Here is a 20,321-nt window from a genome sequence, read left to right as displayed (position 1 = left end):
CCATCGCCGCACGTTTTCGGGCACGCGCATAAAAAAGAGAGGCCGGGATGTACATCTATCGCTTGGTCCTGCTCCTGGTAGTGGGGATTTATCTGTTCTCCCCGGCCATCATGGATTGGTGGATCGACGCCACTGGCGCCTGGTATCGCCCTTATCTGCTCTGGCTGATTCTGATCGTCGTGACCTTCATCCTGCAGAGCCAAAAAGATGCCGATGAGCTTTAGCCTGACCCAGATGATCCTGATCAGCGCCGCCTACCTGGCGGTGCTGTTCGGCGTAGCCTGGGTCAGCGAACGGGGCATGATCCCCCGGGCGATCATTCGCCACCCGCTGACGTACACCCTGTCGCTGGGCGTTTACGCCAGTGCGTGGGCGTTTTACGGCACGGTGGGCCTGGCCTATCAATACGGCTACGGATTTTTGTCCAGCTATCTGGGCGTCTCCGGCGCGTTTCTGCTGGCGCCGGTGCTGTTGTATCCGATCCTGAAAATCACCCGCACGTATCAGCTGTCGTCGCTGGCCGATCTGTTCGCCTTCCGCTTCCGCAGTACCTGGGCCGGCGCACTGACCACAATCTTCATGCTGATCGGCGTGCTGCCGTTGCTGGCGTTGCAGATTCAGGCGGTGGCCGACTCCATCGGCATCCTCACCCGCGAGCCGGTGCAGCATCGCGTGGCCCTGAGCTTCTGCGCACTGATTACGCTGTTCACGATTTTCTTTGGCTCGCGCCACATCGCCACCCGCGAGAAACACGAAGGCCTGGTGTTCGCGATTGCTTTCGAGTCGGTGATCAAACTGATTGCCATCGGTGGCGTTGGTCTCTACGCGCTGTACGGCGTGTTCGACGGCCCGCAACAGCTGGAACTGTGGCTGCTGCAAAACCAGACCGCCCTCGCCGCTTTGCACACGCCATTGCAGGAAGGCCCGTGGCGTACGCTGCTGCTGGTGTTCTTCGCTTCGGCGATTGTGATGCCGCACATGTACCACATGACATTTACCGAAAACCTCAACCCACGCTCGCTGGTCAGTGCGAGCTGGGGCTTGCCGCTGTTCCTGCTGTTGATGAGCCTGGCGGTACCGCTGATTCTCTGGGCCGGTCTGAAACTCGGCGCGACCACCAACCCGGAATACTTCACGCTGGGTATCGGCATCGCCGCCAACAGCAAGGCCCTGGCGCTATTGGCCTATATCGGCGGTTTGTCGGCAGCCAGCGGGTTGATCATCGTCACCACCCTGGCCCTGTCCGGGATGGCGCTGAACCATTTGGTGCTGCCGCTCTATCAGCCGCCGGCCGAAGGCAATATCTACCGCTGGCTGAAGTGGACCCGCCGGGGACTGATCGTCGCGATCATCATGGCCGGTTACGGTTTCTACCTGCTGCTGGGCGCGGAACAGGATCTGGCGAATCTGGGCATCGTCGCCTTTGTCGCCACCCTGCAGTTCCTGCCGGGCGTGCTGTCGGTACTGTACTGGCCGACCGCCAACCGCCGCGGTTTCATCGCCGGCTTGCTCGCGGGGATTCTGGTGTGGCTGGTGACCATGCTGCTGCCTCTGGTCGGCAATCTGCAGGGCTTTTACATCCCGCTGCTGAACATGATCTACGTGCTGGACGACACCAGTTGGCACATGGCAGCGATCGCCTCGCTGGCCGCCAACGTGCTGATGTTCACCCTGATCTCGCTGTTCACCAACGCCAGCCCGGAAGAAGCCAGCGCCGCCGAAGCCTGCGCCGTGGACAACGTACGTCGCCCGCAACGCCGCGAATTGCACGCCGCCTCGCCTCAGGAATTCGCCACGCAGCTGGCAAAACCCTTGGGCGCCAAGGCTGCGCAGAAAGAAGTCGAACAAGCACTGCGCGACCTCTATCTGCCATTCGACGAGCGCCGGCCTTATGCCTTGCGCCGCCTGCGCGACCGCATCGAAGCCAACCTCTCCGGCCTGATGGGGCCGAGTGTGGCTCAGGACATGGTCGAGACTTTCCTGCCTTATAAGGCCGGCGGCGAAAACTACGTCACCGAAGACATCCACTTCATCGAAAGTCGCCTCGAGGATTACCATTCACGCCTGACCGGGCTTGCCGCCGAACTCGATGCCCTGCGCCGCTATCACCGCCAGACCCTGCAGGAATTGCCGATGGGCGTTTGCTCGCTGGCCAAGGATCAGGAAATCCTCATGTGGAACAAAGCCATGGAGGAGCTGACCGGGATTGCCGCGCAGCGTGTGGTCGGTTCGCGCCTGAGCACCATCGCCGATCCATGGAAAGAGCTGCTGCAAGGCTTCATCAATCTGCCGGACGAACATTTGCACAAACAGCACCTGGCCCTCGACGGCCAGACCCGATGGCTGAACCTGCACAAAGCCGCGATCGATGAACCGCTCGCACCGGGTAACAGCGGCTTGGTGTTGCTGGTAGAAGACCTGACCGAAACCCAGATGCTCGAAGACAAACTGGTGCACTCCGAGCGTCTGGCCAGTATCGGTCGACTGGCTGCCGGCGTGGCCCATGAAATTGGCAACCCGATCACCGGCATCGCTTGCCTGGCGCAGAACCTGCGCGAAGAGCGCGAAGAAGACAGCGAACTGAAGGAGATCAGCGGGCAGATCCTGGAGCAGACCAAACGCGTGTCGCGCATCGTTCAGTCGCTGATGAGCTTCGCCCACGCCGGCAGTCATCAGCACAGCGACGAGCCCGTCTGTCTGGCGGAAGTGGCCCAGGATGCCATCGGTTTGCTGGCCCTGAACCGGCGCAATTTCGAAGTGCAGTTCTACAACCTGTGCGATCCCGATCACTGGGTCGAAGGCGATCCGCAGCGGCTTGCACAAGTACTGATCAACCTGCTCTCAAACGCCCGCGATGCCTCGCCTCCCGGCAGTGCGGTGCGGGTCAAAAGCGAAGCCGGCGAACACACGGTCGACTTGATCGTGGAAGACGAAGGCAGCGGTATTCCGAAGAACATCATGGATAGATTGTTCGAACCTTTCTTCACCACCAAGGATCCTGGCGAAGGCACCGGTCTGGGCCTTGCACTGGTCTATTCCATCGTTGAAGAGCATTATGGACAAATCACCATCGACAGCCCGGCTGATGTTCAAAGCCAACGCGGCACCCGTATCCGGGTGACCTTGCCGCGTCATGTCGAAGCGACGTCCGCTGTGAACTGAGACCGTCGAGAGTATCGAATCAATGCCGCACATTTTGATCGTCGAAGACGAAACAATTATCCGCTCCGCCTTGCGCCGCCTGCTGGAACGTAACCAGTACCAGGTCAGCGAAGCCGGTTCAGTGCAGGAAGCACAAGAACGCTTCACCATTCCCACGTTCGACCTGATCGTCAGCGACCTGCGTCTGCCTGGCGCGCCTGGCACCGAGTTGATCAAACTCGGCCAGGGCACACCGGTGCTGATCATGACCAGCTACGCCAGCCTGCGTTCGGCGGTCGACTCGATGAAGATGGGCGCGGTGGATTACATCGCCAAGCCTTTCGATCATGACGAAATGCTCCAGGCCGTCGCGCGAATCCTGCGTGACCGTCAAGCTGTGCAAGCCAGCGGTGAGCCTGCCGTCAGCAAAGCCGGCAACGGCGCCGCGAAACCGGGCGCCAGCAACAACAACGGCGAAATCGGCATCATCGGCTCCTGCCCGCCGATGCAGGATCTGTACAGCAAGATCCGCAAAGTCGCGCCAACCGACTCCAATGTTTTGATTCAGGGCGAATCCGGCACCGGTAAAGAACTGGTGGCGCGCGCCCTGCACAACCTGTCCAAACGTGCCAAGGCGCCGATGATTTCGGTGAACTGCGCGGCCATTCCAGAAAGCCTGATCGAGTCCGAACTGTTCGGCCACGAAAAAGGCGCGTTCACTGGCGCCAGCGCCGGGCGTGCCGGCCTGGTCGAAGCGGCCGACGGCGGCACCTTGTTCCTCGACGAAATCGGCGAACTGCCACTGGAAGCCCAGGCCCGCCTGCTGCGCGTGCTGCAGGAAGGTGAAATTCGTCGTGTGGGTTCGGTGCAGTCCCAGAAAGTCGATGTGCGCCTGATCGCCGCGACTCACCGGGACCTCAAGAGCCTGGCGAAGATCGGCCAGTTCCGTGAAGACTTGTATTACCGCCTTCACGTGATCGCCCTGAAACTACCGGCCCTGCGCGAACGTGGCGCCGACGTCAATGAAATTGCCACCGCGTTCCTGGCGCGGCAGAGCGCACGGGTCAACCGCACCGACCTGAAGTTCGCCCCGGATGCCGAGCAGGCCATTCGTCATTACTCTTGGCCGGGTAACGTTCGGGAGCTGGAAAACGCAGTAGAACGTGCGGTCATCCTGTGCGAGAGCCCGGAGATTTCCGCCGAGCTGCTGGGTATCGACATTGAACTGAGCGATCTGGACGATGACGATTTCATCGGCCTGCCTCCACAACAGGGCAGCGCTGCCGGTAACAATAGCCATGAGCCGACCGAAGACCTGTCACTGGAAGACTACTTCCAGCACTTCGTTCTCGAGCATCAGGACCACATGACCGAAACCGAGTTGGCGCGCAAACTCGGTGTCAGTCGCAAATGCCTGTGGGAACGCCGTCAGCGCCTGGGCATTCCGCGGCGCAAGACCGGGGTGGCCAGCGAGAGCTGAACCGCACCTGTCTGATGTGCGGGCAACACGTGACACTGTGGAAAAACTGTTACCTCAGTTTTTTCACGTAACAGAAGCCGGGGCTTACGGTAACGAAGCCCCGGTTTTTTTTGGCCTCTGAAAAGCACACTCGCCGGCCTAACCCCTTGTTTTGCTGGGTCTCGCAAAAGTTGGCACGCCCCCTGCTATATGTTTGGTACAAGAACAATAACAAGCAATGCACAAGACAATAAAAATAAGACGTATCGACTCACGCACAATAAAAACAAGACGGCGAGAGGCGCAGCTAACTGATTCTTTTGGAGAGGCGTTGTATTTGGGGCTTGCCCCACGACCAGGCCGAGAACAACAAAAACTGTCACAAGACAGAGCCTGAACTGGTTGGATCGCAAGATCACTGCAACACAGCGACCAAAGCAATCCGTTTGCTCTTGGCTCCCGATTGGGAGGGCCATGAAGGAAAAGCTTCATGGCGAGGGCACTTAACAAAAACAAAAAGCCCGAATCAAAAATAAAAATAGAGCATGCAACTACTTTCTTGGGGAGCTTCGGCTCCCCTTGTAGTTTCTGGCGTTTAGACTTTGTAGCAGCTGCTACATAGAGCCAATCCGCACCAACAAGCCCACTCCTTCAAGCGCTTGCGCAGCTTCCTACACCATCCCCCGACTAAATGCTAGAATCCCCGCCCATCATGCGGTCATTCTTCGTTTTGGCCGAACATTCCTTCAAACAGTGCATCCCATGCTGAAGAAGCTGTTCCAGTCATTCCGTTCTCCCAAGCGTCATACGCAACACATTCGCAGTACGCCTGAAGTGCTCAACAGCGGCCAACATTCGCTGCAAAAAGCCCAATTCAGTCGCTACGCGGTGAACATCGTCGAACGCCTGCAGAACGCCGGTTACCAGGCTTACCTGGTCGGCGGCTGTGTGCGTGACATGCTGCTCGGCATCACGCCAAAAGATTTCGACGTCGCCACCAGTGCCACGCCTGAACAGGTACGAGCCGAATTCCGCAACGCGCGGATCATCGGTCGTCGCTTCAAGCTGGTGCACATCCACTTTGGCCGCGAAATCATTGAAGTCGCGACCTTCCGCGCCAATCACCCGCAAAACGACGAAGAGGAAGACAGCAACCAGTCCTCGCGAAACGAGAGCGGGCGCATCCTGCGCGATAACGTCTACGGCACGCTGGAAGAAGACGCGCAACGCCGCGACTTCACCATCAACGCCTTGTATTACGATCCGGTCAGCGAGCGCATCCTCGATTACGCCAACGGCGTACACGACATCCGCAATCACCTGATCCGCCTGATCGGCGACCCGAAGCAACGCTACCAGGAAGATCCGGTACGGATGCTGCGAGCCGTGCGTTTCGCCGCCAAGCTGAATTTCGGCATCGAAAAACACAGCGCCGCGCCAATCCGCGAACTGGCGCCGATGCTGCGCGAGATCCCATCGGCCCGTCTGTTCGAAGAGGTGCTCAAGCTGTTCCTCTCCGGCCATGCCGCGGACACCTTCGAGATGCTGGTCGACCTGCAGTTGTTCGATCCGCTGTTCCCGGCCAGTGCCGAGTCGCTGGAATACAACCCGACCTATACCCACACGCTAATCAGCGAAGCGTTGATCAACACCGATCTGCGGATCAAACAGAACAAACCGGTGACCCCGGCGTTCCTGTTTGCGGCGCTGCTTTGGCCTGCCCTGCCGGCCCGCGTGTTGCGCCTGCAAGAGCGTGGCATGCCGCCGATTCCGGCCATGCAGGAAGCGGCTCACGAGTTGATCGCCGAACAGTGCCAGCGCATCGCGATTCCGAAACGCTTCACCATGCCGATCCGCGAGATCTGGGACATGCAGGAGCGTCTGCCACGCCGCAGCGGCAAGCGCGCCGACCTGTTGCTGGACAACCCACGATTCCGTGCCGGTTACGACTTCCTGCTGCTGCGCGAAAGCGCTGGCGAGCAGACCGATGGCCTGGGCGAATGGTGGACGGATTATCAGGACGCCAATGACAGCGAACGTCGCGACATGATCCGCGACCTCAGCGGCAAGGATGACGGCACTGGCGCTCCACGCAAACGTCGCCGTAGCGGTGGCGCCAAGCGCAAACGCACCGCCGGCGCACCGAGCGCCACGGGCGAGTAATCCATGGAACGCATCTACATCGGCATGGGCAGCAATCTGGCTGACCCCGCCGAACAATTGCGCAGCGCCGTCGAGGCGCTGGCACAATTGCCGCAGACCGAACTGATCGGGGTTTCCACGTTTTATCAGAGCGACTCGCTGTTGCCCGGTCAACCGCGTTATACCAACGCGGTTGCCGCCCTCGACAGCACGCTCCCGCCGCTGGAGCTGCTGGATGCGCTGCAAGCCATCGAGAACGGACAGGGCCGCGAGCGCCTTGAACGTTGGGGGCCGCGTACGCTGGATCTCGACATCGTACTGTTCGGTGACCGGCTGATCGATGAACCTCGCCTCAAGGTGCCTCACTACCATCTGCAGGAACGAGCTTTCGTTCTCTATCCACTGGCCGAACTGGCGCCTGCGGATTTGCGTCTGGCCGATGGCCGCAGCCTGAGTGACTTGCTCGCTGCCTGCCCGTTCGTCGGGTTGGAACGCCTCCCTCCGAATTAATGCAAATCCCTTGTGGGAGCGGGCTTGCTCGCGAAGGCGGTGTGCCATTCGGCATCAATATTAACTGACACACCGCCTTCGCGAGCAAGCCCGCTCCCACATTGGTTTTGTGTCGAACATGAGATTGGTAGTTGCTGAATCGCATCAGTTACCCCGGTAACACCCCACGCGTAACAATGCGGTAACACACGCAATTGACTTCCCGAGTTCTCCTCACGACTATAGGCGTCCCGCTGCCGCCAACACGGCGTTGAAGGGCGCAATCCAGGCCTTAAAAGCACGACAACAGACCGTGCGCCTGTATTTAACGAAGAATCACGCGCGTTACTCGCAGTAGTTTTCATAGCGCCTGAATGAGGAACTTTTCATGCCAGCCATCACCCTGACCACTCTGCAAGGTCTCAAGCAAAAAGGTGAAAAAATCACCATGCTGACCTGCTATGACGCGACCTTCGCCCACGCCTGCAACGAGGCTGGTGTCGAAGTGCTGCTGGTGGGCGACTCCCTTGGCATGGTTTTGCAAGGTCACGACAGCACCCTACCGGTCACCACCGCTGAAATGGCTTACCACGTAGCGTGCGTCAAACGCGGTAACACCGATGCGTTGATCCTCGCCGACCTGCCCTTCATGGCCTACGCCACCACCGAACAAGCCATGACCAACAGCGCCCTGTTGATGCAGGCGGGTGCGCACATGGTCAAGGTTGAAGGTGCGCTGTGGCTGGCGGACTCGATCCGTCTGCTGGCCGAACGCGGTATCCCGGTGTGCGCGCACATGGGGCTGACACCGCAATCGGTGAATATCCTCGGCGGTTACAAAGTCCAGGGCCGTAGCGAGAACCAGGCACGCCAGATGCGCGCTGATGCCATCGCTCTGGAACAGGCGGGTGCAGCCATGCTGTTGCTCGAGTGCGTACCGAGTGAACTGGCCCAGGAAATCACCCAGGCTGTGGGTATTCCGGTGATCGGCATTGGCGCCGGCAGTGGCACCGACGGCCAGGTACTGGTTCTGCACGACATGCTCGGCCTGTCGATCACTGGCCGTGTACCGAAGTTCGTGAAGAACTTCATGGCCGGGCAACAAAACATTCAAGCAGCGCTCGGTGCGTACGTCACTGAAGTCAAAGCGGCGACTTTCCCAGGTATCGAACACGGATTCTCTGCATGAACACCGTAAAAACCGTACGCGAATTGCGGGCCGCCGTGGCCCGTGCCCGCAGTGAAGGCAAGCGCATCGGCTTCGTGCCGACCATGGGCAACCTGCACAGCGGTCATGTGGCACTGGTGACCAAAGCCTCCCAACGGGTGGATTTCGTGGTCGCGAGCATTTTCGTCAACCCGTTGCAGTTCGGCGCCGGCGAAGACCTCGACAAATACCCGCGCACCCTCGCAGCCGATCAGGAGAAACTGCTCCAGGCCGGTTGCCACTTGCTGTTCGCGCCAACTGTTGAAGAAATGTACCCCGACGGCATGGCCGGTCAGACCCGCGTCAGCGTTCCGCAACTCTCAGAAGGCCTCTGCGGCGCCAGCCGTCCCGGGCATTTCGAAGGTGTGGCGACGGTAGTCACCAAGCTGTTCAACATGGTCCAGCCAGACCTGGCGATCTTCGGCCAGAAAGACTTCCAGCAACTGGCGGTAATCCGCGCCCTGGTGCATGACCTGAACATGCCGATCCAGATCATCGGCGAACCGACCGTACGTGCGGCCGATGGTTTGGCGCTGTCGTCGCGCAATGGTTTCCTCAGTGAAGAACAGCGGGCCGTTGCGCCGATTGTGTATCGCGGCTTGAGCCAGATTGCCGACGCGATCAAACAGGGCGAACGGGATTTCCCAGCGTTGATCGGTGCGCAGATCAAGCAGCTTGAAGCGGCGGGTTTGCGTCCTGACTATCTGGAAATTCGTCATGCCCAGACCTTGCGCCCGGCAACGGCGGAAGATCGGGATCTGGTGATTCTGGTGGCAGCGTTCCTGGGCACTACGCGGTTGATCGATAACCTGCATCTGAACCTCGACGCTACTGCCTAAAAGCACCCCATTGCCCCTGTGGGAGCGAGCTTGCTCGCTCCCACAGGGGTTCGGCGGTGACTCCACACGCCCCATTGCTGGCCCTCAAGCCTTTGGGCACAATGCCCGCCGTTCGATTTCGACCTGGGGAAACACTCATGCACGCCATCATGCTCAAAGCCAAGCGGCATCGCGCCGAAGCCCCCCCGGTTCAGGTCGCCTGATCCCGTCTTAGCCCCTCCCCCTTCCGTTTGTCGGACCGTTCCCTGCTTGATGTATAAAAAAGTACCGGGAACGGGTCAGACAAAGTCAAGACAGATCGCAGCGCGAGGTTTACTGTATTCGCCCTGTGTCATGAAATCGTGTCGACGCAGTTGACCGGACGCCCACCCCACAGCGCTCCGGTATTTTTAGTGTTCAAAAGGCCGTTCAAGTAAAAAGGAAACCCGCAGCGATGGCGTATTACCGCACCCCTCAAGACGTTACCGCTCTGCCCGCCTGGCAAGCGTTGAATGACCACCGCCAAGCCATGCAAGATTTCAGCATGCGCGAAGCCTTTAATGCCGATCCGCAGCGCTTTACCCAATTCACCCTCAGCAGCTGCGGCCTGTTTCTCGACTACTCGAAGAACCTGATCAACGCTCAGACCCGCGATCTGCTGGTGGGCCTGGCCAACGAAGTCGACCTCCAGGGCGCGATCAAAGCGCTGTTCGAAGGCGAAATCGTCAACTCCTCCGAAGGTCGTCCGGCCTTGCACACCGCCCTGCGTCGTCCGGTCGGCGACAAGCTGAAGGTCAACGGCGTCAACGTGATGCCGGAAGTGCACAAGGTCCTGAACCAGATCACCGACCTCGTGGGCCGTATCCACGACGGTTTGTGGCGCGGTTACTCCGAGAAGCCGATCACTGACGTGGTGAACATCGGCATCGGTGGCTCGTTCCTCGGCCCGGAGCTGGTCTCCGAAGCGCTGCTGTCTTACGCCCAGAAGGGCGTGCGCTGCCACTACCTGGCGAACATCGACGGCAGTGAGTTTCACGAACTGACCATGAAACTGCGCGCCGAGACCACGCTGTTCATCGTTTCGTCGAAATCCTTCAACACCCTCGAAACCCTGAAGAATGCCCAGGCCGCACGCGCCTGGTACCTGGCTCAGGGTGGCTCGGAAGCCGAGCTGTATCGTCACTTCATCGCTGTCTCCAGCAACAATGCAGCGGCGGTGGCATTCGGGATCCGCGAAGAAAACATCTTCCCGATGTGGGACTGGGTTGGCGGCCGTTACTCGCTGTGGTCGGCCATCGGTTTGCCGATTGCCCTGGCCATCGGCATGTCGAACTTCAAGGAACTGCTGTCCGGTGCCTACACCATGGACCAGCATTTCCAGAGCGCGCCGTTCGAGCAGAACATGCCGGTGCTGCTGGCCCTGCTCGGTGTGTGGTACGGAAATTTCTGGGGCGCACAGAGCCACGCGATCCTGCCGTACGACCACTACCTGCGTAACATCACCAAGCACTTGCAACAGCTGGACATGGAATCCAACGGCAAGAGCGTGCGTCAGGACGGCACCCCGGTTTCCACCGACACCGGCCCGGTGATCTGGGGTGGCGTGGGCTGCAACGGTCAGCATGCGTATCACCAGTTGCTGCACCAGGGCACCCAACTGATCCCGGCCGACTTCATCGTGCCGATCGTCAGCTTCAACCCGGTGTCCGACCACCACCAGTGGCTGTACGCCAACTGCCTGTCGCAAAGCCAGGCGCTGATGCTGGGCAAAACCCTTGCCGAGGCCGAAGCCGAGTTGCGCGACAAAGGCATGAGCGAAGAAGAGGTGCACAAAATCGCACCGCACAAGGTGATCCCGGGCAACCGTCCGAGCAACACTTTGGTGGTTGAGCGCATCAGCCCGCGTCGTCTCGGCGCACTGGTGGCGATGTACGAACACAAAGTCTTCGTACAAAGCGTGATCTGGGGCATCAACGCCTTCGACCAGTGGGGCGTGGAGCTGGGTAAAGAGCTGGGCAAAGGCGTCTACAACCGCCTGGTCGGCAGCGAAGAAACCCCGGCTGACGATGCTTCGACCCAAGGCCTGATCAACTACTTCCGCGGTCGTCACCGCGGGTGATAGGCTGAAGGGGCGGCTTACCCGCCCCTTCTACTTACAACATCGACAATTCCACGGCACCGGGTTTACCGCAAAATCGGTGGCGTGCGCTATCACTGTAGGAGCTGCCGAAGGCTGCGATCTTTTGATTTTGATTGTTAAAAACAAGATCAAAAGATCGCAGCCTTCGGCAGCTCCTACGAGGGTCGCGCAGCTCCCCTCTTGTCGCAAAACAAGAATAAGGAACCGTCATGTTCGATATCAGCACGTTCCCCCAAGCCGATGCCGTCCGCCGGGCTGCACAATTAAGTCAAGACGACTACAAGCGCCTGTACCGCCAATCCATCGAACACCCCAGCACCTTCTGGGCCGAACAGGCCACACGCTTTCTCGACTGGAGTAAGCCGTGGGATACCGTCCAGCGCTATAACCTGAAAACCGGTGAGGCCAGCTGGTTCGCCGGCGCAAAGTTGAATGTCAGTTACAACTGCATCGACCGTCACCTGGAAAAGCGCGGCGATCAAATCGCGATCATCTGGGAAGGCGACGACCCTGCCGAATCCACTCAGATCACCTACAAAAAACTTCATCACAACGTCTGTCGCCTGGCCAACGTGCTCAAAAGCCGTGGCGTGAAAAAAGGCGACCGCGTGTGCATCTACATGCCGATGATCCCCGAAGCGGCCTACGCCATGCTCGCCTGCACGCGCATTGGTGCGGTGCATTCGGTGGTGTTCGGTGGTTTCTCTCCGGACTCTGTGCGTGACCGGATTCTCGATGCCGACTGCCGCACCGTGATCACCGCCGATGAAGGCGTGCGCGGCGGTAAAGTCGTGCCGCTCAAGCAGAAGGTCGACAAGGCGCTGCTCAGTTGCCCGAACGTCAGCACCGTCATCGTGGTCGAGCGCACTCAGGGCGAAGTGGACTGGGTCGAGGGCCGGGACATCTGGTATCACCAGGCGCTGCGCGACGTCAGCGACGATTGTCCGCCTGAGCCGATGGACGCCGAAGACCCGCTGTTTATCCTCTACACCTCTGGCAGCACCGGCAAACCCAAAGGCGTGCTGCACACCACCGGCGGCTACCTGCTGCAAGCGGCGATGACCTTCAAGTACGTACTCGACTACCGCGACGACGAAGTCTTCTGGTGCACCGCCGATGTCGGCTGGGTCACCGGCCACAGCTACATCGTCTACGGTCCTCTAGCCAACGGCGCGACCACGCTGATCTTCGAAGGCGTGCCGAGCTATCCGAGCAGCTCGCGCTTCTGGCAGGTGATCGACAAGCACCATGTGAACATTTTCTATACCGCCCCGACCGCCCTGCGTTCCCTGATGCGTGAAGGCCCCGAACCGTTGAAGGAAACTTCCCGCGCGAGCCTCAGATTACTCGGCAGTGTCGGTGAGCCCATCAACCCGGAAGCGTGGGAATGGTACTTCAATGCCGTCGGCGAACAGCGCTGTCCGATCGTCGATACCTGGTGGCAGACCGAAACCGGCGGCATCATGCTCAGCCCATTGGTCAGCGCTCAACGGATCAAACCCGGCTGCGCCACACAACCGATGTTCGGTGTGCAACCGGTGCTGCTTGATGAAGTGGGCAAGGAAATCAAAGGCGCCGGCAGCGGCGTGCTGGCGATCAAATCCAGCTGGCCGGCGCAGATCCGCAGCGTCTACGGCGACCCGCAACGAATGGTCGACACCTACTTCAAGCCCTACCCCGGTTACTACTTCACCGGCGACGGCGCACGGCGCGATGAGGATGGTGACTACTGGATCACCGGGCGCATCGACGACGTGATCAACGTTTCCGGACACCGCATCGGCACCGCGGAAGTGGAAAGCGCATTGGTGCTGCACGACAGCATCGCCGAAGCGGCGGTGGTCGGTTACCCGCACGACGTCAAGGGTCAGGGCATCTACGCTTTCGTCACCCCCATGAACGGCACCGAGCCCAGTGACGAACTGAAGAAAGCACTGCTGGCTCACGTCAGCGAGGAAATCGGCAGCTTCGCCAAACCGGACCTGATCCAGTGGGCGCCGGCCTTGCCGAAAACCCGTTCGGGCAAGATCATGCGGCGCATTCTGCGCAAGATCGCCTGCAACGAACTGGATAGCCTGGGCGACACCTCGACCCTGGCTGACCCGAGCGTGGTTCAGGAGTTGGTCGATAAACGCCTGAACCAGTAATCGCTTGTGTCAAAAGCCTGCGCGGCCGTTAATGGCCGCGCCTCCTTTTCCGCCACTGAGTCGCCATGGAATTCATTCGAACCCGCATCGAAACCCAGATCATGAGCCTGACCGGTCTGTCCCTGGGCAAGCTCGACCTGGAAAACCCCAAGGGTGATCCCGGCCTGTTCGGCCCCGACTCGGTGAGCTGGCAAGTGCATGGCGACTTCAGCAGCATGCTGATCGGCGGCATCAGCGCCCTGATGCTGCAAGCACTGCATCCACTGGCCCTGGCCGGTGTCTGGGACCATTCGAATTTTCGCGAGGACATGATCGGCCGACTGCGCCGCACCGGGCAGTTCATTTCCGGCACCACTTTCGGTTCGCGAAAGGACGCCGACTGGTTGATCGAGAAAGTCCGCACCATCCACCTGCAAGTGACCGGCACGGCACCGGATGGCCGGCCCTACGCCGCCAGCGATCCCGATCTGTTGACCTGGGTGCACGTGGCCGAAGTCAGCAACTTCCTCGCCGCCCATTTGCGTTACCGCAATCCCAACCTTTCCCTTGCTGATCAGAACCGTTACTACGCGGAAATCGCGCTGGTCGCCGAACGGCTCGGCGCCCGTGACGTACCGCGTTCGCGGGTGGAAATTGCCGATTACCTTGAACGCATTCGCCCACAACTGCTGTGCGATGAGCGCAGTCGAGAGGTGTTACGGCTGTTGTTGAACGCCCCATCCCCCAGCCGTTTGGCCAGACCTTTCGGCGGGTTGATGATGAAGGCCGGGATCGACCTGCTGCCGGACTGGGCCAGTGACATGCTTGGCGTCAGCCAGAGCCCGCTGCAACGCAAGCTGATCCGCGCCAGCGTCAATCGCAGCGTGCCGATGCTGCGCTGGGCGGTGCGTAACGGCTCGGTGCACCGCGCCAAACGACGGATGGGTTTGCTGACCTGATCCTGCCTGCATGATCGTTCCCACGCTCCGCGTGGGAATGCAGCCCGGGACGCTCCGCGTCCCAGAAGCGGACGCAGAGCGTCCATAGAGGCATTCCCACGCAGAGTGAGGGAACGATCAGTGACTCGGGATCAGGTGCAATGCTGTTAAACTCCCGCGCCAAATTCCCTCCTGCAAGGCGCCCGGCATGTCTTCCTTGAATCAGGCGCTGCGCGCCGCCCTCGATCGTCGTCAGGACTTGCTGGCCGAACTGCATCAGCAAGGCACCGATTGCTATCGTCTGTTCCACGGCAGCCAGGAAGGCGCCGGCGGCCTGACGATCGACCGCTACGGCCCACAATTGCTGGTGCAAAGCTTTCACCAGTCGCTGGAACGAGATGCGCTGCTGCAACTGCATGACACCATCAATCAGCACCTGGGTCTCGAAACGCTGCTGGTCTACAACGATCGCTCCCGTGGCAACTCGCGTATCGACCGTGAAGACACCGTCTACCGCGCCGACGAGGCCGCCCTGCAAGACTTGATCGGTCACGAATGGGGCTTGAATTACCGGGTTCGCGGCCGCCACGCCGGCCAGGATCCGCTGCTGTTCCTCGACCTGCGCAACACGCGCGGCTGGGTCAAGCAGCACAGCAAAAACAAAAGCGTACTGAACCTGTTCGCCTACACCTGTGGCGTTGGCCTGAGTGCGGCGGCCGGTGGCGCGAGCGAAGTCTGCAACCTCGATTTCGCTGAGGGCAACCTGGCCGTCGGCCGTGAGAACGGCCTGCTCAATCCGCAGTTGCCGACCATGGACTTCGTCCAGTCCGACTACTTCCCAGCCATCCGCCAGTTGGCCGGCCTGCCGATCAGCCAGCGTCGCGGGCAGAAACTGCCGAGCTATCAGCGTCTGGAACAGCGTCAGTACGACCTGGTGCTGCTGGATCCGCCGGCCTGGGCCAAGAGCGCTTTTGGCACCGTCGACCTGCTGCGCGACTATCAGAGCCTGCTGAAGCCGGCACTGCTGACCACCGCCGACAATGGCGTGTTGATCTGCTGCAACAACCTGGCAAAAGTCAGCATGGACGACTGGCGCGAGCAGGTTTTGCGTTGTGCAGAGAAAGCCGGCCGGCCGGTGCGCGAGTGGACCGTGATGAAGCCGGGCGGCGATTTTCCGTCAATGGATGAGCAGCCGCCACTGAAAACCCTGATTCTGCAGCTCTGAGATTCGTCCGGAAAATCAGATAAATCCTATAAAGCATGATCACTTCGGAACCGGAATCGCGTGCCATACTCCAACGCACTCCGATTCAGACAGATGAAGCCGCACATGCCCAAAGGATTGATTCGCGCTATTGGCGCTCTGTTGACCGCTCTAGCCCTCTACAGCCTGCTGGGGTTTCTGATTTTGCCGGGCATCGCGTTGCGGGTGGCCAATCAACAATTGGCCAACTACGCGACGACGCCCGCGACGATCCAGCGTATCGAACTCAACCCCTTCAGCCTTGAAGTGACCCTGTGGGGCCTGATCATCGGCGAGCCGGGCAAGGAGCAGGTCGGCTTCGAGCGGCTGTATGCAAACTTGCAGATCGACAGCCTCTGGACCAAGGCGCTGCACCTGTCCGATATCGAAATAGACAAACCCAAGACCGAAATCCTCTTCGGCAAGGACGGCAAGCTCAATCTGCTTGGCCTGTTCAAAATCCCCGCCAGTGAACCGACCCCGGCCGACCCGGACGCCAAACCGTTCCCGTTGCGCATTGAGCGGATCAAACTCGCCAGTGGTTATGTGCACTTCCAGGATGCGCGGCCCAGCGAGCCCATTGAATTCCTCTACGACCAACTCGATTTCGAGTTGAAGAACCTCAGCACCCTGCCAGAAGACAGTGCCGATATGACCTTGATGGCCGTTGGCCCGGGAGGTGGGAAGCTTGACTGGACCGGAAATTTCAGCCTGATCCCGCTCGCCTCCGAAGGTAAGCTGAAAATCACCGACGGCAAGATGAAATCCTTTTGGCCCTACGTGCGTGACTCGGTGCCACTGGTACTCGAAGACGGCATCATGAACCTCAGCACCGACTACAAACTGAACCTATCCAAAGAGACCGAACTGCTGTTGAGCAACGTCGCCGTCAGCATCGCGCCGTTCGCGATCAAGGCACCAGACGGTCGACCGCTGGCGAAACTCGAGCGTCTGGACATCAGCGAAACCACCGTCGACCTGGCCAAGCAGCAAGTGGTCGTCGGCAAGATCCGCAGCCAGAAACTGGAAACCTGGGCCGCCCTCGAAGCCGACGGGCAACTCGATTGGCAAAAACTGTTCGCCAGCCAACCGTCCAAACCGGCCGCCAAAGCCAACGCCGAACCGGCCAGCACCCCGGCAGCCGCCGATTCACCGAAACCCGACCCGGCGCCACCGAGCAAACCATGGCAGGTGCTGCTCAAAGACGTGCAACTGCGCAATTACCAGGTGCATCTGGCTGACCGCAAGGCGCAACCTGCCGTCGCGTTGGATGTCGGCCCGCTGAACCTGGACCTGCAGAATTTCGACAGCCTCAATGGCTCGCCTTTTAACCTCAAGCTCGATACGGGCGTGGGCAAACAAGGCAAGATCACCGCAGACGGCGTCGTCAATCTCGCCCCGGTCAGCGCCAGGTTAAAAGTACAAACCAGGGACATCGACCTGCGCGTCGCCCAGTCCTATATCAACCCGTTCATTCGCCTGGAACTGCGCAGCGGCATGCTCGGCAGTGATCTGGCGGTCGATCTGAAAAGCACCGAGCCGCTGGCATTCAGCGTCACCGGCCGTGCTCAGGTCGATCAACTGCATACCCTCGACACCCTTAAAACCCGCGACTTCCTCAAGTGGCAGCAGTTGGTGCTCGAAGGCCTGAACTATCAGCACGGCGACAGCCTGTCGATCGACAAGGTCAACCTGTTCCAGCCCTATGTGCGCTTCATGATCAACGATGACCGCACCACTAACGTCGACGACTTGCTGATCCCGCAACCGGCCGACTCCGGTGCCAAAACCGCGGCGGCTAAACCTGCCAGCAAGGAAAAACCGCTGGGCATCCACGTGGGTGGCATTGCCATCAATGACGGCTCGGCCAACTTCGCCGACTTCAGCCTGACCCCGAATTTCGCCACGGCCGTTCAACAGCTCAATGGGCAAATTGGAACCATCGACAGCCGTCAGGCGAAACCGGCCAGCGTGGATATCAAAGGCAAGGTCGACCGCTATGCACCGGTCACCATCAAGGGCTCGGTCAACCCGTTCGACCCAATGGCCAGCCTCGACATCGCCACCAGTTTCAAACGTGTTGAACTGACCACGCTCACGCCCTACTCCGGCAAGTTCGCCGGTTACCGCATCCGCAAGGGCCGCCTCAATCTCGACCTGCATTACATGATCACCAAGGGCCAGCTCAAGGCCGAAAACAAAGTGGTGGTCGAGCAACTGCAACTGGGTGAGAAAGTCGACAGCCCAGACGCCGTGAGCCTGCCGCTGAAACTGGCGATCGCGTTGCTCAAGGACGTCGATGGCAAGATTTCCATTGAACTGCCGGTGACTGGCGACCTGAACAACCCGCAGTTCAGCATCATGCCGATTGTCTGGCAGACCTTGCGCAACCTGATCGTCAAAGCCGCCGCAGCGCCATTCAAAATGATTGGCGGACTGGTCAGTGGTGGTGGTTCGGAAGATTTGGGCACCGTGTCGTTTGCCCCGGGTTCAAGCGACCTGAGCAAGGAGGCCGAGGGCTCGCTGGTCAAACTGTCCCAGGCCCTCAAGGAACGTCCGGCCCTGCGCCTGGAAATCGAAGGCACGGCAGCTGCAAGCAGCGATGGCCCGCTGATCGCCGAACAACGTCTGGAACGGGAGTATCAGTACAACTACTACAAAATGCTCCAGCGTCGCGGTGACAAGGTGCCGGCCAAGGCTTCATTGCTGGAAGTACCTGATAACGAAAAAGGTCCACTGCTGGAAGGGATCTACCGCACGCGCCTGAAAACCCAGCCGCCCGCCGAATGGAAGGACCTGGGCAAGGAAGAACGCACGGTAAAAATGCGCGAAGGCGTGATCAAGTTCTGGAGTTCCAGCGACGTGCTGTTGCGTGAGTTGGGTCAGGAACGCGCCAGCAGCATCAAGGACTATCTGGTCGACAAGGGTCAGTTGGCCGATGACCGCGTGTACTTCATCGACGCTAGCCTCGGTGAAGCGGAAAGTGACGGTCGGGTGGTTACGCCGCTGCACCTGGACGCCGAGTGATGGGCGCGAAATGGCTGATGAGCCTGGCTCTGGCGATGGCCGCCAGTCAGGCCTCGGCAGCCGACACCCTGCGCTGTGGCAGTCAATTGGTCAGTGTCGGGGACAGGTCCAGCGAAGTGCTGCAGAAATGCGGTGAACCGGTCAGCCGTGATCTGTTGGGCTACAAGCGCAGCGCTAACCGACGGGAAGAGTTTCAAGTCGAGGAATGGACCTACGGACCCAACGGCGGGATGTATCAGTACCTGCGTTTTGAAGGTAATCGTTTGAAGCAGATCACCAGCAAGCGCGGTAACTGAGTCCACCACAATCTTACGTAGACCCCACATTTGGTTTTGCGTCGCTCACAAATAGAACAGGCCCTGACACGAATGCCGGGGCCTGTAATGGCCACATCCTTATGGCCTTTCGCATGAACTCTCCTGAGGCGGCAGACGTATTGCTCGGCCCGCCTGTCGCGCCTTCTCCCAGTCCAGGCGAGAAGTCTTGTCTTACTCGGCTTTCAGGCCGTCAGCGGAGACCGCCTGGACGCCTTTGATTTTCTTGGTGATCGCCACGGCGGTGGCTTTCTGAGCTTCAGTCACCGCAACGGTGGACGACAGGGACACGACGCCTTTGTTGGTTTCAACTTTGATATCGGTACCAGGAATGCCTTTTTCAGTCACCAGGTCACTTTTGACTTTGGTGGTGATCCAGGTGTCGGAAGTAGCTTCCTTGGCCTTGGTCACTTCACCCGCCGCCAGAGTCATCGGAGCCTGGGTGGTTTGAGTGGTCTGTGCAAATGCAGCGTTGGCCATGGTCAGGGTCAGCGCGGTAGCAGTAGCGGCAGCGATAGCGAACTTCTTCATACGAGTAACTCCTGTTTTTCATAAAGTCTGCTGCGTGTCTTGTCAGCAGGGTTACTGGAGATAGTGCGAACGCTGTGCCAACTTTGAAACAGTCAACAAATACATATAAATCAACAACTTACAAAAACACCTGATTTTCGGAATCATGCAAATTGCATGACTTGGAAATTATCGACATGCAAGTTGCGGGTTTTGCCGCAGGCCTAAGGCCATGAATTGTTGGAAGTTTTCTCAATTACTTCAATTTGCCCCGAACGGCGAACAAAAAAATACCCCGCATCGGAAGAGGCGGGGTATTCATCAGCGCGTAAGGATCAGACGCCTGTGCAGCCTTTAGGCGAGTATTCCTGAGCAACGGTGGTGGCACACGTCCAGCCAGTCAGCGCACGCGTCAGCGTGATTGTTTTACTCAGAACCGGTCCCGGCGCGTTGAGAATCGTGCATCCGATCGTACCGGTACCATCAGTCGCGACCCCAGCGACTGTGGTTGTGCAGTTGGAGGTCGTGAGGGTTCCGCCGACGGTTGCCAGATCCGGATTGGTCCCTTGATTCATAAGGTCCTCAAACGGAACCTTCAACGCCGTAATCTCTGCAAGCCCGGCAGTTACCTTGGCCCGGGCCTGATACTTGGAGTACTGCGGCAACGCAAACGTCGCCAGAATCCCGATGATCGCCACCACGATCAGCAGCTCGATCAGGGTAAAACCTTTTTGAGTCTTCATAGACAAGCTCCATGCATGAGTCGA

Annotated in this window: 15 protein-coding genes; 13 read left to right on the top strand and 2 right to left on the bottom strand. The window is 59.5% G+C overall.

Features of this window, described 5'->3' with window-relative positions; genetic code table 11:
• Positions 1-47 precede the first annotated feature (47 nt).
• The 13 genes from ACMXYJ_RS06050 to ACMXYJ_RS05990 all read left to right on the top strand — a co-directional run bounded on the left by ACMXYJ_RS06050 (position 48) and on the right by ACMXYJ_RS05990 (position 19,026).
• Positions 48-224: a hypothetical protein gene (locus tag ACMXYJ_RS06050; RefSeq protein ID WP_003176118.1), complete on the top strand. Its 177-nt coding sequence runs from the start codon at positions 48-50 to the stop codon at positions 222-224.
• Positions 208-3,162, top strand: coding sequence for a sensor histidine kinase (locus tag ACMXYJ_RS06045; protein WP_283181693.1), 2,955 nt, complete (start codon positions 208-210; stop codon positions 3,160-3,162). Before ACMXYJ_RS06050 ends, ACMXYJ_RS06045 begins: the two co-directional genes overlap by 17 nt.
• Before the next feature lie 22 nt (positions 3,163-3,184).
• Positions 3,185-4,621, top strand: a complete 1,437-nt coding sequence (locus tag ACMXYJ_RS06040) for a sigma-54-dependent transcriptional regulator (RefSeq protein ID WP_415759112.1) — start codon at positions 3,185-3,187, stop codon at positions 4,619-4,621.
• A 741-nt stretch (positions 4,622-5,362) separates the two neighbouring features.
• A complete protein-coding gene (locus ACMXYJ_RS06035; RefSeq protein ID WP_415759111.1) occupies positions 5,363-6,763 on the top strand; it encodes a polynucleotide adenylyltransferase PcnB in 1,401 nt (466 codons plus the stop codon).
• A 3-nt stretch (positions 6,764-6,766) separates the two neighbouring features.
• Positions 6,767-7,252 carry a 2-amino-4-hydroxy-6-hydroxymethyldihydropteridine diphosphokinase gene (gene folK, locus ACMXYJ_RS06030; RefSeq protein ID WP_415759110.1) on the top strand — a complete coding sequence of 162 codons (486 nt, stop codon included), beginning with the start codon at positions 6,767-6,769 and terminating at the stop codon, positions 7,250-7,252.
• 367 nt (positions 7,253-7,619) lie between these two features.
• Positions 7,620-8,420: a 3-methyl-2-oxobutanoate hydroxymethyltransferase gene (panB, locus tag ACMXYJ_RS06025; protein WP_415759109.1), complete on the top strand. Its 801-nt coding sequence runs from the start codon at positions 7,620-7,622 to the stop codon at positions 8,418-8,420.
• Positions 8,417-9,277, top strand: a complete 861-nt coding sequence (gene panC / locus ACMXYJ_RS06020; protein ID WP_415759108.1) for a pantoate--beta-alanine ligase — start codon at positions 8,417-8,419, stop codon at positions 9,275-9,277. The genes panB and panC overlap by 4 nt, the downstream gene beginning before the upstream one ends.
• A 433-nt stretch (positions 9,278-9,710) precedes the next feature.
• On the top strand, positions 9,711-11,375 hold the full coding sequence (gene pgi / locus ACMXYJ_RS06015) for a glucose-6-phosphate isomerase (RefSeq protein ID WP_140681103.1): 1,665 nt from the start codon (positions 9,711-9,713) through the stop codon (positions 11,373-11,375).
• A gap of 230 nt (positions 11,376-11,605) precedes the next feature.
• Entirely contained in the window at positions 11,606-13,543 is a 1,938-nt protein-coding gene (gene acs, locus ACMXYJ_RS06010) for an acetate--CoA ligase (RefSeq protein WP_415759107.1), read from the top strand.
• A gap of 65 nt (positions 13,544-13,608) precedes the next feature.
• Positions 13,609-14,481 (top strand): oxygenase MpaB family protein, encoded by an 873-nt coding sequence (locus ACMXYJ_RS06005; protein ID WP_415759106.1) that lies wholly within the window; start codon positions 13,609-13,611, stop codon positions 14,479-14,481.
• Between the two features lie 187 nt (positions 14,482-14,668).
• Positions 14,669-15,685 carry a class I SAM-dependent rRNA methyltransferase gene (locus ACMXYJ_RS06000; RefSeq protein ID WP_415759105.1) on the top strand — a complete coding sequence of 339 codons (1,017 nt, stop codon included), beginning with the start codon at positions 14,669-14,671 and terminating at the stop codon, positions 15,683-15,685.
• Positions 15,686-15,778: 93 nt separating this feature from the next.
• The gene (locus tag ACMXYJ_RS05995) at positions 15,779-18,730 is read left to right on the top strand and encodes a DUF748 domain-containing protein (protein WP_415759104.1); all 2,952 of its coding nucleotides are present in this window, start codon (positions 15,779-15,781) and stop codon (positions 18,728-18,730) included.
• Positions 18,730-19,026 carry a DUF2845 domain-containing protein gene (locus tag ACMXYJ_RS05990; RefSeq protein ID WP_123367810.1) on the top strand — a complete coding sequence of 99 codons (297 nt, stop codon included), beginning with the start codon at positions 18,730-18,732 and terminating at the stop codon, positions 19,024-19,026. Before ACMXYJ_RS05995 ends, ACMXYJ_RS05990 begins: the two co-directional genes overlap by 1 nt.
• A gap of 192 nt (positions 19,027-19,218) precedes the next feature.
• Here ACMXYJ_RS05990 and ACMXYJ_RS05985 read toward each other — a convergent pair whose 3' ends face one another.
• Complete coding sequence (locus ACMXYJ_RS05985; RefSeq protein ID WP_415759103.1) at positions 19,219-19,575, bottom strand: BON domain-containing protein; 357 nt, start codon at positions 19,573-19,575, stop codon at positions 19,219-19,221.
• 314 nt (positions 19,576-19,889) lie between these two features.
• Positions 19,890-20,297 (bottom strand): pilin, encoded by a 408-nt coding sequence (locus ACMXYJ_RS05980; RefSeq protein ID WP_415759102.1) that lies wholly within the window; start codon positions 20,295-20,297, stop codon positions 19,890-19,892.
• Positions 20,298-20,321 lie beyond the last annotated feature (24 nt).

The sequence above is a fragment of the Pseudomonas arabinosi genome, from assembly GCF_047758675.1.
In the GTDB taxonomy this organism is placed as follows: domain Bacteria; phylum Pseudomonadota; class Gammaproteobacteria; order Pseudomonadales; family Pseudomonadaceae; genus Aquipseudomonas; species Aquipseudomonas arabinosi.
This window is presented reverse-complemented; position numbering and strand designations above follow the sequence as displayed.

Bases quoted from the DNA above. Each gene is read 5' to 3' on its own strand.
- acs (WP_415759107.1), top strand. From the start codon at position 11,606: ATGTTCGATATCAGCACGTTCCCCCAAGCCGATGCCGTCCGCCGGGCT.
- ACMXYJ_RS06040 (WP_415759112.1), top strand. From the start codon at position 3,185: ATGCCGCACATTTTGATCGTCGAAGACGAAACAATTATCCGCTCCGCC.
- ACMXYJ_RS06050 (WP_003176118.1), top strand. From the start codon at position 48: ATGTACATCTATCGCTTGGTCCTGCTCCTGGTAGTGGGGATTTATCTG.
- ACMXYJ_RS06005 (WP_415759106.1), top strand. From the start codon at position 13,609: ATGGAATTCATTCGAACCCGCATCGAAACCCAGATCATGAGCCTGACC.
- ACMXYJ_RS05995 (WP_415759104.1), top strand. From the start codon at position 15,779: ATGAAGCCGCACATGCCCAAAGGATTGATTCGCGCTATTGGCGCTCTG.
- ACMXYJ_RS05990 (WP_123367810.1), top strand. From the start codon at position 18,730: ATGGGCGCGAAATGGCTGATGAGCCTGGCTCTGGCGATGGCCGCCAGT.
- panC (WP_415759108.1), top strand. From the start codon at position 8,417: ATGAACACCGTAAAAACCGTACGCGAATTGCGGGCCGCCGTGGCCCGT.
- folK (WP_415759110.1), top strand. From the start codon at position 6,767: ATGGAACGCATCTACATCGGCATGGGCAGCAATCTGGCTGACCCCGCC.
- ACMXYJ_RS06000 (WP_415759105.1), top strand. From the start codon at position 14,669: ATGTCTTCCTTGAATCAGGCGCTGCGCGCCGCCCTCGATCGTCGTCAG.
- ACMXYJ_RS06035 (WP_415759111.1), top strand. From the start codon at position 5,363: ATGCTGAAGAAGCTGTTCCAGTCATTCCGTTCTCCCAAGCGTCATACG.
- panB (WP_415759109.1), top strand. From the start codon at position 7,620: ATGCCAGCCATCACCCTGACCACTCTGCAAGGTCTCAAGCAAAAAGGT.
- ACMXYJ_RS05985 (WP_415759103.1), bottom strand. From the start codon at position 19,575: ATGAAGAAGTTCGCTATCGCTGCCGCTACTGCTACCGCGCTGACCCTG.
- pgi (WP_140681103.1), top strand. From the start codon at position 9,711: ATGGCGTATTACCGCACCCCTCAAGACGTTACCGCTCTGCCCGCCTGG.
- ACMXYJ_RS05980 (WP_415759102.1), bottom strand. From the start codon at position 20,297: ATGAAGACTCAAAAAGGTTTTACCCTGATCGAGCTGCTGATCGTGGTG.
- ACMXYJ_RS06045 (WP_283181693.1), top strand. From the start codon at position 208: ATGCCGATGAGCTTTAGCCTGACCCAGATGATCCTGATCAGCGCCGCC.